General features: G+C 49.6%; 14 protein-coding genes. All 14 read left to right on the plus strand.

Annotation, left to right across the window (positions count from 1 at the left end; genetic code table 11):
• Nucleotides 1-14 precede the first annotated feature (14 nt).
• The 14 genes from mutL to rpsA all read left to right on the plus strand — a co-directional run bounded on the left by mutL (nt 15) and on the right by rpsA (nt 12,486).
• Entirely contained in the window at nt 15-1,973 is a 1,959-nt protein-coding gene (gene mutL, locus THEAE_RS0104375; RefSeq protein WP_028986635.1) for a DNA mismatch repair endonuclease MutL, read from the plus strand.
• 3 nt (nt 1,974-1,976) lie between these two features.
• The gene (locus tag THEAE_RS0104380) at nt 1,977-2,753 is read left to right on the plus strand and encodes a class I SAM-dependent methyltransferase (protein WP_028986636.1); all 777 of its coding nucleotides are present in this window, start codon (nt 1,977-1,979) and stop codon (nt 2,751-2,753) included.
• Between the two features lie 20 nt (nt 2,754-2,773).
• On the plus strand, nt 2,774-3,712 hold the full coding sequence (gene miaA, locus THEAE_RS0104385) for a tRNA (adenosine(37)-N6)-dimethylallyltransferase MiaA (protein ID WP_028986637.1): 939 nt from the start codon (nt 2,774-2,776) through the stop codon (nt 3,710-3,712).
• Between the two features lie 30 nt (nt 3,713-3,742).
• Entirely contained in the window at nt 3,743-3,985 is a 243-nt protein-coding gene (gene hfq / locus THEAE_RS0104390) for an RNA chaperone Hfq (RefSeq protein ID WP_005588898.1), read from the plus strand.
• A gap of 175 nt (nt 3,986-4,160) precedes the next feature.
• On the plus strand, nt 4,161-4,331 hold the full coding sequence (locus tag THEAE_RS22840) for a hypothetical protein (RefSeq protein ID WP_005588897.1): 171 nt from the start codon (nt 4,161-4,163) through the stop codon (nt 4,329-4,331).
• A gap of 132 nt (nt 4,332-4,463) precedes the next feature.
• Nucleotides 4,464-4,832 carry a hypothetical protein gene (locus THEAE_RS0104410; RefSeq protein ID WP_028986638.1) on the plus strand — a complete coding sequence of 123 codons (369 nt, stop codon included), beginning with the start codon at nt 4,464-4,466 and terminating at the stop codon, nt 4,830-4,832.
• Nucleotides 4,833-4,957: 125 nt separating this feature from the next.
• Complete coding sequence (locus tag THEAE_RS0104415) at nt 4,958-5,560, plus strand: genetic competence negative regulator (protein ID WP_028986639.1); 603 nt, start codon at nt 4,958-4,960, stop codon at nt 5,558-5,560.
• A gap of 158 nt (nt 5,561-5,718) precedes the next feature.
• Nucleotides 5,719-7,011: a Glu/Leu/Phe/Val family dehydrogenase gene (locus THEAE_RS0104420; RefSeq protein WP_028986640.1), complete on the plus strand. Its 1,293-nt coding sequence runs from the start codon at nt 5,719-5,721 to the stop codon at nt 7,009-7,011.
• Between the two features lie 157 nt (nt 7,012-7,168).
• Nucleotides 7,169-7,891 (plus strand): glutamic-type intramembrane protease PrsW, encoded by a 723-nt coding sequence (gene prsW, locus THEAE_RS0104425; protein ID WP_028986641.1) that lies wholly within the window; start codon nt 7,169-7,171, stop codon nt 7,889-7,891.
• Nucleotides 7,888-8,046 (plus strand): hypothetical protein, encoded by a 159-nt coding sequence (locus tag THEAE_RS23235; protein ID WP_005588894.1) that lies wholly within the window; start codon nt 7,888-7,890, stop codon nt 8,044-8,046. The genes prsW and THEAE_RS23235 overlap by 4 nt, the downstream gene beginning before the upstream one ends.
• Nucleotides 8,047-8,149: 103 nt before the next feature.
• Nucleotides 8,150-9,484: a germination protein YpeB gene (ypeB, locus tag THEAE_RS0104435; protein ID WP_028986642.1), complete on the plus strand. Its 1,335-nt coding sequence runs from the start codon at nt 8,150-8,152 to the stop codon at nt 9,482-9,484.
• Between the two features lie 70 nt (nt 9,485-9,554).
• Nucleotides 9,555-10,226: a flagellar brake protein gene (locus THEAE_RS0104440; RefSeq protein ID WP_028986643.1), complete on the plus strand. Its 672-nt coding sequence runs from the start codon at nt 9,555-9,557 to the stop codon at nt 10,224-10,226.
• A 173-nt stretch (nt 10,227-10,399) separates the two neighbouring features.
• Nucleotides 10,400-11,065 (plus strand): (d)CMP kinase, encoded by a 666-nt coding sequence (gene cmk / locus THEAE_RS0104445; protein ID WP_028986644.1) that lies wholly within the window; start codon nt 10,400-10,402, stop codon nt 11,063-11,065.
• A gap of 98 nt (nt 11,066-11,163) precedes the next feature.
• Nucleotides 11,164-12,486 (plus strand): 30S ribosomal protein S1, encoded by a 1,323-nt coding sequence (gene rpsA, locus THEAE_RS0104450; RefSeq protein ID WP_028986645.1) that lies wholly within the window; start codon nt 11,164-11,166, stop codon nt 12,484-12,486.
• Nucleotides 12,487-12,597: the final 111 nt, after the last annotated feature.

A 12,597-nucleotide genomic window follows, 5' to 3' on the forward strand; every position in this document is an offset into this window, starting at 1 on the left:
GGAGGGGAAGATCGATGGGAAAGATTCGTATTATGGAGGAGGGGTTGGCCAATAAGATTGCCGCCGGAGAGGTGGTGGAGCGTCCAGCCTCTGTGGTGAAAGAATTAGTGGAAAACGCCATTGATGCGAAGGCGACCAGAATTGAAGTGGAAGTTGAGGAAGGGGGGCTTTCCCTGATTCGGGTGAGCGACGATGGAGAAGGAATGGATGGGGAAGATCTTCCCCTAGCCTTTACCCGCCATGCCACCAGCAAGATGAAGCATGAGCGGGATCTCTTCCACATCCGGACCCTCGGGTTCCGGGGTGAGGCGCTGCCCAGCATCGCCGCCGTCTCCAAGGTTGAGATTGCCTCCAGAGTAAAAGGGGCTCCCTTGGCCCAAACCCTTCGTCTGGAGGCGGGTCAGGTGAAGGAGAAGGGGGAGAAACCCTTACCCCAGGGGACGACCGTCTGGGTGAGGGAACTTTTTTTTAACACCCCCGCCCGCCTGAAATATATGAAATCCCTAACGACCGAAAATTACCATATTCAGGATATTCTGATGCGTCTTGCCCTTGCCCATCCCAACATTTCCTTTCGCCTTCTCCATGATGGAAGAGAGGTATTTCGCACCAACGGTTCCGGAGAGCTCCTCCATGTGGTCCATTCTCTCTATGGAACGGACGTCGCCCGAAAAGTGATCCCGATCAGCGGGGAGCATCCCGACTTCACCCTCACAGGTCTGATTGGGAAACCGGAATGGACCCGGGGGAGTAAACAGTACCTTACGTTTATCGTGAATGGGCGGGTCATCCGGAGCCTTCTTCTACAGCGGGCGCTTCTGGAGGGATACCAAACCCTCCTCCCCGTTCACCGCTTTCCCTTTGCCGTTCTTTCCTTCCGGATGGATGCCTCTCTCGTCGATGTGAATGTCCACCCGGCCAAGTGGGAGGCCCGTTTTTCCAAAGAAGAGGAATTAAGCCGTTGGCTCACCTTAAGGGTAAAGGATCACCTCCTGCGAACCTCCCTTGTCCCGACGATTCCGGTGGAGAGAAAGGCAGCTTTTTCTCATCCTTCTGCAGCGGGGGGGATGTCGCCCCATGCCGGATATCCCGATCTGTACGGCATTCGGAAGGGGACGGAAGGGATTTTCAAGGAGACGGTAAAAGAAGCTTCACCCTCTATGCATAGCCAACCAAACCACATCGGTACGGTCCAAAGCAACAATGGGGAGCCGTTTCTTCCGGACGGAAAAGAACCGACCGAAGAGGAAATCGGTGGTTATAAACATCAGAAAATGGAAGAAGAGGAAAAAGGGGAGAACGGTGGGAAGAGAGGAAATGAGGGGAAAGAGGGGGAGGTGAGCCCTATGGAGGAAAGCGGACGTTTAGGGCAGATGGTCCTCTTCCGCGGGCTTTCTCTAGAGCCTCTCGCCCAGTTGCATGACACCTACATCATCGCCCAAGGCGAAGAAGGGCTTTATCTCATCGACCAACATGCAGCCCAGGAGCGCATTCATTATGAGCGGATCCGCCGTTCATGGCTTATGAGAAAGGATGAGCGGCGGCAGATCCTGGCCATTCCTTTCACTTATGAGGTGGCCGCCAGTGAAGTGGCCTATGTTCGGGAAGCGGAGCCTCTCATAGAAGAGTTGGGCATCGTCCAGGAGCCTTTTGGCGAGCGGACCTTTTTGGTTCGGGAAATTCCCCTTTGGTTTAATCCGGGAGAGGAAGAGAAAATGCTGGAAGGCATTATCCAGGTGATCCTCCATGGGAAAGGGAATGCAAACCTCTCGGATCTTATGGACGGGGCTTCTAAGCAGATGGCTTGCAAGGCCTCCATTAAGGCAAACCAATCCCTTTCCAAAGAGGAGATGGCCCGTTTATTGGAGGAATTAGGAAAAGCGGAAAACCCTTATACCTGTCCCCATGGCCGCCCTGTCCTCATCCATTTCTCCAAATATGATTTAGAAAAAATGTTTAAGCGGGTGATGTAAGAGGTGTGGGTTACCACAGGATTAGCTCCTACGCCGGCTTTACTGCATCAGGCCAAGGATGCGGCGGTAAACTTGCGGGGAAGATATGTAGAGCGCAAAGATCTCTCCATCCAAGATCTTTTCCAACGGTACGGGATGGATCGTCTTCTCGTCTTTACCCGCAAGGGGCTGTTTGCGTATCGGAATGGAGTCGAAAAACCGGCATTTTTTCACCCGGGCCTTGCTCCCCTTCGTATAAAGAACCTCATCCGGGGCGATACTGATAAAATGGCTGAAGTGGCGGAACTGATGGAAGGAGATTCCTTTCTGGACTGCACGCTGGGTTGGGGCGCCGATGCGGTGGTTGCCTCCTTTGTTGTGGGGGAAAAGGGAAAGGTGGTGGGGATCGAGGCGAATGAGGTGATCGCCTATATGACCAAAATCGGATTATCTTCCTGGGAGGATGCCGATCCCCCGGTGAAAGAAGCGATGGGGAGAATCGAAGTGGTCACCGGGGATCATGGGGACATACTAAAGCGACTTCCTACCGGTTCTTTCGACGTAGTTTATTTTGACCCCATGTTCCGGGAACCGGTGGCAAACTCTCCAGGACTCGTCGCCTTGCGTTCATGGGCCGATCCCTCCCCCCTTCGCCGGGAAACGATCGAAGAAGCCTTGCGCGTTTGCCGGAGAAAGGTTATGATGAAAGAGCGGACCGGAAGTGATCAATTTGGGAAATTGGGTTTCACGTCGTTGGAAAGGACTTCTGCCACCATCACGTTTGGGGTGATTGAAAAATAGAGCAGAAAAAAGAACCTCTTTTGGCCGTTATCGGGCCGACCGCAGTGGGGAAAACGGTATTAGGGATTCTCCTTGCGGAGAAGTTTGATGGAGAGATTATCTCCGGGGATTCCATGCAAGTCTATAAAGGGATGGATATCGGAACCGCAAAGGCCACTCCGGAGGAGAGGAAGCGGATTCCCCACCACCTGATCGATATCGTCGAACCTTGGGAATCTTTTTCCGTGGCCGATTTTCAACGTCTTGCCCTGCAAGCGGTTCAGGAAATCAGAGAGAGGGGAAGGCTTCCGATCCTGGTGGGTGGGACCGGGTTATATGTGAAAGCTCTTCTCTATTATCCCCATTATTCTTTCACTCCGGAGGGGAAAAGGGAGGAAATCCGGAAGAAATGGGAAGCGCTTGCCGCCCTCCATGGCTCCTTGGCCCTTCACCGGGAAGCGATGAAGGTGGATCCGAAGGCTGCCGGAAAGCTTCATCCCCATGATGCCCGGCGGCTGGTACGAATTCTGGAGGAGTATGAGCTTACCGGCAAACCTCCCAGTCGGCGCATTCCGGAGCAGGAATTCCTCCGGTCTCCTTTTGATCTCCTCCTCATCGGGCTTACCTTAGAGCGAAAACATCTGTACCGACGGATTGAAGAGCGGGTAGATCGGATGATGAACGAGGGTCTGTTGGAGGAAGTAAAACGGCTTCTTGCCGTTGGGGTTCCGAAAGAGTCAACGGCGATGCAGGGGTTGGGGTATAAAGAACTGATTCCTTATCTGGAAGGTAAAATCACCCTTACGGAAGCCGTTCAAGAGATGAAAAAACGAACTCGACAATTTGCCAAAAGGCAGCTTACTTGGTTCCGCCACATGAACGGCATCCACTGGTTTTCCATGGAGGAGGAGGAGCGTGAGGATTCCCTCCATAAAATATTTCAGATTGTAGCAGGAAAGTTTCATTTCATGGAGAATTGATATTCAAGTACATATGAGGGGGCTATCGGTATGAAACAGACGGTCAACATTCAAGATACCTTTCTTAATCAGGTGAGAAAAGAAAATATCCCGGTTACCATTTACCTGGTCAACGGCTTTCAATTGCGGGGATTGATCAAAGGGTTCGATAACTTCACCGTCGTATTGGATTCGGAGGGGAAACAACAGCTGGTCTATAAGCATGCCATCTCTACGTTTACCCCCCTTCGTAACGTCAATTTAAACGTCAACACCGAAAGCAATAACGGGTAGAAAAAATTTCTGCCGTTCTCATCCTCATCGGAGCATATTTTGCCAAAGAAAGCGGGGGCTAGGTGTGAAGATCACGGAGAAAGCGCGAAAAAAGCTGGAAGAGATGATCTCCGGGAAAGACCTCGTCTTGAGGGTTTTCATGACCGGTTATGCGTGAGACGGACCACAAATTCAATTGGCTCTGGATGAGACCTACTCAGAAGATCAGATCCTCCTCATCGACGGAATCCGGGTGATCTTGGAGGAACCGATGGATACCTATTTGGAGAGGGCGACGTTGGATTACCGGGAAGGATTGCTGCAACGGGGATTCTTTTTTCAGGGTGTGAAAGTGGCCGAATGTTGATGGAAAGAAGGGTAAGATTAAAAAAATGGGGCAATCTAAGGATTGCCCTTTTTTGTTTCATCAGACGAATTCCCGGTGTGATTTACGCAAGGTACAGGATCGGTAAAAAAAGGAAGAAAGGAGAAGGTGGAGATGGCGGAAAAAAATCTGCTTGCCTTTTTTAAAAGCCCGGAGCAAGCGAAGGAAGCGAAGGAAATCTTAGAAAAAATCGGCGTTGATACGATACAAATCGATGACTTTAGTCGGTACCCGGCCGAGGATCGGGAGGATGTGAGGCAAACCTTATCCGGCGATTTTGCCGGCCTGGCCGATCTCACGGAAGAAAAGGTCCCCACCGGGAAAAATGAAGCAATCCTCATGGCTGCCGATCCTCTGTCGAGTGGAATGAGCGTTGGGAACGGGATTGTGACGGGATATCATATCCTCTTAACGGCTGTCATGGAGGAAGAAAAACATCAGGAAGCCATCAACATCGTGAGAGGTTTGGGAGCGATCATCTAATCTGGGGGGTTGCGTAAATTTACGCTTTTCGATTGCATTCCAGGGAGCGAGGTGGTATGATATATTATACAAAATTGTAGCTATTTCTTGCCCGTTACGCATGTCCACGTGAGGGAGGGAACGGAATGCGAATTGAACGACTCACTTCGGATAAAGTACGGTTCTTCTTAACCTTCGACGATCTCATGGAACGCAACATCGATAAAGACGATTTATGGAAAGATCTCCCTAAGGTACATGAGTTGTTTAACGATATGATGGAGCAAGCCTATTACGAGGTAGGCTTCGAAGTGAATGGTCCGGTGGCGGTGGAGGTATTCGCCCTACCATCCCAGGGAATGATGGTGATCATTACCCGGGGCCGCACGCCGGCGAATCCTTCCGAAGAGATGGAAGACGTACAGGATGTCGACACGTTTGAACTGGAAGTCATGTTGGAAGAGCGGGAGGATCTGGTCTTTGCCTTCCGGGATTTTGAAGATTTGATTCGGGCTGCCCACCGAGTTCACCACCTGGTGGTAGAGGGCGGGAAGCTTTTCTTCTATAAAGGAATGTATATCCTTTATTTTGATCATCTGGATCTGGAGGAGGGGAATCTTCAACTTCTGATCTCCATTTTAGCCGAGTATGGAGAGATTCTTCCGGTCACGGAGGCCGTCCTTTCCGAGTATGGGAAATTAATCCTGGCGAACGATGCGGTAAAGGAATTAATTTTACGATTCCAATAAAATAAAGAGAAAGGCACGTAACGGGTTGTTGCGTGCTTTTTTACTTTTTCCCCGTGAAAAAAGGTGAAAGGACTTCTCAGTAAAGTGAGCTAGGTGTATACTAAGTTCGTACTACTTTCATTGCATAGGCATAAGAAAACGTTCTGAGGTGGTTAGGGATGATCGAACGAAAAGCGGCAGACCCGGTAAAAGAGGAAGGGGAGAAAAAGAAGGAAAATTTAAACCTTCTCACCTCGACTCAGATCATTATTCGGGAGGCCTTGGAAAAGTTAGGCTATCCTGAGCAGGTGTATGAACTGCTCAAAGAACCCATGCGCATGTTGACGGTTCGGATTCCTGTCCGCATGGATGACGGAAATGTAAAGATTTTTACGGGCTACCGTGCTCAACATAACGACGCCGTCGGACCCACCAAAGGGGGTGTCCGCTTTCACCCCGATGTTACTGAAGATGAAGTGAAAGCGCTATCAATATGGATGAGCTTAAAATCAGGGATCGTAGATCTTCCTTATGGAGGGGGGAAGGGAGGAATCGTCTGCAATCCTTCCGAACTCTCTTTCCGGGAGTTGGAACGGTTAAGTCGCGGATATGTCCGGGCGATCAGCCAAATCGTGGGCCCTACCAAGGATATTCCCGCCCCTGACGTGGCGACCAATTCACAAATCATGGCATGGATGATGGATGAATATAGTCACATCCGGGAATTTGATTCGCCGGGTTTTATCACGGGGAAACCTTTGGTATTGGGAGGGTCCCACGGTAGGGAGACCGCCACCGCCAAGGGAGTAACCATCGTCATTCGGGAAGCCGCGAAACTGAAGGGAATCCCATTAGAGGGAGCCAGGGTCGTGATCCAGGGATTCGGCAATGCGGGGAGCTATCTGGCCAAATTTATGTATGATGCGGGGGCGAAAGTGATCGGCATCTCCGACGCCTATGGCGCCCTTTACGATGAAGAGGGGTTAGATATTGACTACCTTCTGGAGCGGAGAGATTCTTTCGGTACGGTGACACGCCTTTTTAAGGATACCATCACCAATAAAGAATTGCTGGAGTTGGATTGTGATATTTTGGTTCCGGCAGCGATTGAAAATCAGATTACCGCCGAAAACGCGCCGAATATTAAGGCGAAGATTATCGTTGAGGCAGCCAATGGCCCAACCACCTTAGAAGCCACCAAGATTTTAACCAAGCGGGGAATTTTGATCGTGCCCGACGTGCTGGCCAGTTCGGGAGGCGTAACGGTCTCTTATTTTGAATGGGTGCAGAATAATCAGGGATATTATTGGTCGGAGGAAGAGGTGGAGGAGAAACTGGAAAAGGTGATGGTCCGTTCCTTCCACAATGTATACAACACCGCCCAACAACGGGGAGTGGATATGCGCCTGGCCGCCTACATGGTGGGAGTGCGAAAGATGGCCGAAGCGGCTCGTTTCCGGGGCTGGGTATAAGGAAAAAGGAACGGTGAAAAAAGGTGAAAAAAGGAAGAAGCGCGTTAGCCCTCCGGACTGTAACGGAGGGTTTTTCTCCGTCTTAAGATCGATGGGAAAGAAGTGAAAAATCTGTTACAATAAAACTATACATCCCATGCAAGGAGGATTCCCGGGAATGTTCTCCGTGGTACTGACCGCATTTGCGCCCAGCGTTGCTTTTTTACTTTATTTTTATTTGAAGGACCGGACGGAACAGGAGCCTTTGGGGTTAGTGATTCGCCTCTTTCTTTTTGGGGGGGTGATCGTATTTCCGGTGATGATCCTCCAGCACGTTCTGCTGACCGAAATAAGTAACCATCCGCTTTTTATGAGTTTTATCGCCACCGGATTGGTGGAAGAATTTTTTAAATGGCTTCTCTTCATGTTCTTTATTTACCATCATATCGAATTTAACGAGCGGTTTGACGCCATCGTATATAGTGTAGCCATTTCGATGGGATTTGCGACCTTGGAGAATTTCTTCTATCTTCTTCTTGACGGCATTTCCACCGCCTATTTGCGCGCCCTCTTTCCCGTTTCAGGGCATGCCCTGTTTGGGGTGCTGATGGGGTACTATATAAGTCGCGCCAAGTTTTCCGGCGAGGTAAAAAGAGAAAAGTTTTATCTCCTTCTTTCCCTTAGCGTTCCCTTCATTCTTCATGGGATCTATGATACCCTCCTCCTTTGGGTCGATCATTGGTTTTTGCTACTGCTCCCCTTCATGGGGTTTTGGTGGATGGTTGCCTTGAAAAAAGCGGAATCCACGAACCTTCCTTCTAAAAATCTCACGGTTCGGCAAGACTATGGAAAGGAGATCTCCTTGGCAGGAGAAGGAGCCGGAAAGGGAGTGAATTCATGAAAAAGGTGAAAGTTACGGTTCGTTGCAACCGCTGCGGGGAGGTTTATACCCTGCGCGGGAGAAGGGATAAGAACGGCCTCATTAAAACGGGATTCCGTAGATGTATCTGCGATAACGCCGATGATTTTACCATTACCTCCGATCCCCATCCGTAAGTTTTCAAGGGGAAGATCCGTCTTCCATCCATTCTCGAATATGTATAAAAGAACTCCTCCCACCTCAGACTAAGGTAAGACGGTATATAAGGGAGGGTTTTCTTTGGGCAAAATCGCAACCATCCTCGTTCCGGTTCTGGCCGTCTCCCTGGTGGGGACATCCTATTGGGGGTATCGGGAGAATCAGGAAAAAAACTCTATTTTGATCAAAGCAGAAAATCAATACCAGCAAGGTTTTCACGATTTAACCTTTTATATGGATTCATTGCATCGGGAGTTGGGAAAATCGATTGCCATGAACTCCCGGAGACAATTGGGCCCCTGTCTTACCAATGTATGGCGCTTATCCTATGCGGCCCAAAATGGCGTCGGACAGCTCCCCCTTACCTTAATGCCCTTTAACAAGACGGAGGAATTCCTCTTCAAGATGGGGGATTTCTCCTTCCGGACGGCAACCAGGGATTTAGAGAAAGAACCCCTGACCTCTTCCGAGTGGAAAACCTTAAAAAATCTTTATGCCCGTTCCGGGGAGATCGTGCAAGAACTGAGAAAGGTGGAGCAGGCCATTTATGACAAGAAACTGAGATGGATGGACGTGGAGCAGGCGATCGCCACGGAAGATAAAAAGATGGATCATACGATCATCGATGGGTTTAAATGGATTGATCAACGGGTGGATGGGTTTCGGGAGATCGATTTCGGGATGAATACCACCTCCAGTGAAGAGATCCAGATCAAACGCCTGGAGAATCTCACGGGGGAAGAGATCTCTCCGGAGGAAGCGAAGCAAAAGGCATTAACTTTTACCGGGATCAAAACTCCAAGGAAGGTAAAGGTGACTGCTGTGGATAAAAAAGGAGTCTATCCGGTCTATGATATCTCTATTCTAAACGGTGATGACTCATCTACCTTGGTGGAGGTGACGAAGAGGGGAGGACGGCTTCTCTGGATGATGAACACCCGACCGATTAAGGCGGCTCGTCTATCCATAGAAAATGGAGAAGTGAAGGCATACCGGTTCTTGCTTTCCCACGGGTGGGATGGAATGGAAAATGTGAAGACGGAAAGACAGGATAATACAGCGATCTATACCTATGCTCCCAGAGAAGGTGGAATCCTCCTATACCCCGATGTGATTACGGTAAAGGTCGCTTTAGACCGGGGGGATGTGGTGGGAATTCAAGCCCAGAACTATGTGGCCAATCATCGGAAACGGAATCTTCCAAAGCCAACTCTTTCGGTTCAAGCGGCGGAGAAGAGATTAAATCCCAATTTTAGGGTGGAAGAACGTTCCTTGGCCTTAGTTCAGAATGAACGGAATGAAGAGGTTTTGGTCTACGAATTTGTCGGCAAAGTGGACAAGACGGACTATCAGGTTTTTATCAACGCAAAGAACGGGGAAGAAGAGAAAATCGACCATTTGGATTATGTTTCGTAAATCTTTTTACTCCTTTTCCAAGGCCGTTATGATAAAATAGAGTCATCACGGCATGGAGAGGAGCAAGAAGATGTTTCCGTCTGTTGGGCAGAAGATTCAATTAGAACCCATCCTGCAAGAAGGAAAAAAGGAGAAGGTTTACAGCAGCCGTGTAGCCGACATCCCGAATACGAAGACCTTTCACATTGAGCTGCCGATCGATCCATCGGGGAGTACGGAACTTTTTCCCAGCGGAACGGAATTTACCTGTTGGTTTATAGGAGAAGACGGGGGACAGTATCGATTTCGAACTCGATTGATGGATCGAACTCGGGATCCTATCCCTTTATGGATCATGGAAAGGCCGATGGATCATGAGATTGAGCGTTCCCAACGGCGGCACCATCTTCGGGTAGAAGCGCACCTGGATCTGGCCGTAAAGAGCCTGAACGAAGCAAGGCCATATCATTATATCACCCAAACCTTAGACGTAAGCGGAGGGGGACTCTCTTTCTTCTGTCCATCTTCCCATGAGATTCAAAAAGGGGACCGTCTCAGGGGTTTTCTCCCCTTTCATGTGAAAAATGAGGGGATGTACCATGTGGACTTCGTGGGAGAAGTGGTTCGTCTTTTTTATCCTGAGAGAGCGGAGGTGGAGGTGGCGTCGGTGAAATTTCATTCCATACGGGAACGGGATATGGAAGCCCTGGTTCGCTACACCTTTCAGCGCCAGATCGAACTTTATAAGAAGGAAAACGATTAAAAAAATCGATTCGTTGCCCATATCAAAAGAGTGTGATAGAATAAAGCCATAACGGCTAAAGTTTTAGGGATTGCCTCGATGATGGAGATGATGTAGGAAGAGTTCTACATACACGTAGAAAAGCAGGCTATTCCCTGCTTTTTATTTGTGAAGCAATGGGGTGTAGGGGAGAGATGAGGATTGCAATCGATGGACCTGCGGGCGCAGGGAAAAGCACCATCGCCCGTTCGCTGGCGGCGAGACTAAAGGCCCTTTATATCGACACAGGGGCGATGTACCGCGCCCTTACGTTAAAAGCGAAGGAAGCGGGTGTCTCGGCCGACGATGAGGCAGGACTAACGAAACTTCTGGAGGAGACGGAGATCCGTCTCTTCTCCACCGGAGAGGGAAGCGAACGGGTGGTGATGGATGGCAGGGATGTGACGGAGGCGATACGGCATCCGGACATAAGCCGCCTTGTCTCCATCGTCTCGAAGCATCCCCGGGTGAGGGAGATCATGGTAAACCGTCAAAGGAAGATGGCAGAAGAAGGAGATGTGGTGATGGACGGGCGTGATATAGGGACGGTGGTCCTGCCCTATGCCGACCTGAAGATCTTCCTGACCGCTTCCATCCAGGAAAGGGCGATGCGAAGGTATAGAGAATTATGGGAGAAGGGACATTCACCCAACTTGTCGCAACTGGAAGAGGAGATCAAAAAGCGGGACCGCCTGGATGCGGAACGGTCTCATTCCCCTTTAAAAAAAGCGGAAGACGCGATTTTGGTCGATACGACGCATCTCACCATTCAAGAAGTGGTGGATCGGCTATATTCTTTATGTAAAAACGGAAAAGGATAAGGTCGTTTCGATTTTCATCCTCTCTTCTTGTGAAGAAAGGGTAAAATATAACCAATTCAACCCATCCCTCTCGGTCTAGGGTTAAGGAGGAAAAGAGCATGTCGGAAGATTTAAAGCAAGTTGATGAGCTTAAAGAAAATGTAGAAAATAAGAAGTCGGCGGAAGAGGCTCCACAGGGAGAAGAAGCCGATGCCCAAATCCAGGAAGGCGCCGATCTTACGTCCCAGGAATCTTTCGAGGGAAATGGCCCGGAAGAGGCGACTTCGGTAAACGAGGCCGTTCCCGCAGTCCCCGAGGTTCAGGTGGGGGATATTCTGACCGGCAAAGTCTCCAGGATTGAGGAGAAACAAGCTTTGATCGATGTCGGCTTTAAGTATGAAGCCATCTTACCCATCAGCGAAGTCTCGAGCCTGCACATCGAAAAGATTGAAGATGTTCTCCATCTCGGGGATGAAATTGAGGTGAAGGTGAAAAAATTTAACCCGGAAAAAGATGAGCTGGTCGTCTCCAAAAGGGCGGTGGCTGCTGAAAAAGCGTGGGAAGTCCTTTCCAAACGGTTTGAAAACGGGGAAACCTTCGAAACAACCATCGTCGATGTGGTAAAGGGAGGACTGGTCGCCGATGTGGGGTTGAGGGGCTTTATTCCCGCTTCCCAAGTGGAAAGGAATTATGTGGAGGACTTTAGCGATTATAAGGGAAAACCTTTAAAAGTGAAAGTGATTGAATTGGATCGGGAGAATAATCGCGTTATCCTTTCTCACCGGGCCGTTTTAGAGGAAGAGGCGGAACGGAGGAAGAAGGAAGTGCTCAATCGACTGGAAGCGGGGCAAGTGGTGGAAGGAAGGGTGGAAAGAATTACCGACTTCGGCGCCTTTGTCGACTTGGGTGGAGTGGACGGTTTGATCCACATCTCGGAACTCTCTTGGGATCATGTGGAGAAGGCCACCGATGCCGTCTCCGTGGGCGATATCGTAAAGGTAAAGGTATTGAAAGTAGATCGGGAGAATGAGCGGATCAGCCTGAGCCTGAAAGCGACACAGCCAAGTCCTTGGGAGAAGGCGGCTCAATCCATAAAACCGGGAGATGTGGTAAAGGGAATTGTACGCCGTTTGCCTTCTTTCGGCGCTTTTGTGGAGCTCATGCCCGGTGTGGAGGGACTCGTCCATGTCTCTCAAATTTCCCGCAAACGGGTTGGAACTCCTGGTGAGGTGTTAAAAGAGGGACAGGAGGTTGAAGTGAAGGTCCTCGATTTTAACCTGGAGGATAAGCGGATTAGCTTGAGCATGAAGGAATTGGAAGAGGCGCCCGTGCCGGAGTCAAAGGAATGGGAGAAAACAAATGCAAAGGATGAAGAGAATAAGGGATTCGGCGTCTCCATCGGGGATATGATCGGGGAAGATATGCGGAAAAAATTAAAGTAATAAAAAAAAGATCTGACTCAGTCGACATCTCATCGAGCTTCGATGAGATGTTTTTTTAGGGTTAAGATAAGGATAAAATTGTCAATACTAGAGTAGAATAATTCATTCTGG

The sequence above is a fragment of the Thermicanus aegyptius DSM 12793 genome (genome assembly GCF_000510645.1).
GTDB classification, from domain to species: Bacteria; Bacillota; Bacilli; order Thermicanales; family Thermicanaceae; genus Thermicanus; species Thermicanus aegyptius.

Excerpts from the sequence above, each read along its gene's own strand:
- THEAE_RS0104410 (WP_028986638.1), top strand. The coding sequence starts at position 4,464 with ATGGCGGAAAAAAATCTGCTTGCCTTTTTTAAAAGCCCGGAGCAAGCG.
- THEAE_RS23235 (WP_005588894.1), top strand. The coding sequence starts at position 7,888 with ATGAAAAAGGTGAAAGTTACGGTTCGTTGCAACCGCTGCGGGGAGGTT.
- THEAE_RS0104420 (WP_028986640.1), top strand. The coding sequence starts at position 5,719 with ATGATCGAACGAAAAGCGGCAGACCCGGTAAAAGAGGAAGGGGAGAAA.
- cmk (WP_028986644.1), top strand. The coding sequence starts at position 10,400 with ATGAGGATTGCAATCGATGGACCTGCGGGCGCAGGGAAAAGCACCATC.
- THEAE_RS0104440 (WP_028986643.1), top strand. The coding sequence starts at position 9,555 with ATGTTTCCGTCTGTTGGGCAGAAGATTCAATTAGAACCCATCCTGCAA.
- prsW (WP_028986641.1), top strand. The coding sequence starts at position 7,169 with ATGTTCTCCGTGGTACTGACCGCATTTGCGCCCAGCGTTGCTTTTTTA.
- mutL (WP_028986635.1), top strand. The coding sequence starts at position 15 with ATGGGAAAGATTCGTATTATGGAGGAGGGGTTGGCCAATAAGATTGCC.
- THEAE_RS0104415 (WP_028986639.1), top strand. The coding sequence starts at position 4,958 with ATGCGAATTGAACGACTCACTTCGGATAAAGTACGGTTCTTCTTAACC.
- hfq (WP_005588898.1), top strand. The coding sequence starts at position 3,743 with ATGAAACAGACGGTCAACATTCAAGATACCTTTCTTAATCAGGTGAGA.
- rpsA (WP_028986645.1), top strand. The coding sequence starts at position 11,164 with ATGTCGGAAGATTTAAAGCAAGTTGATGAGCTTAAAGAAAATGTAGAA.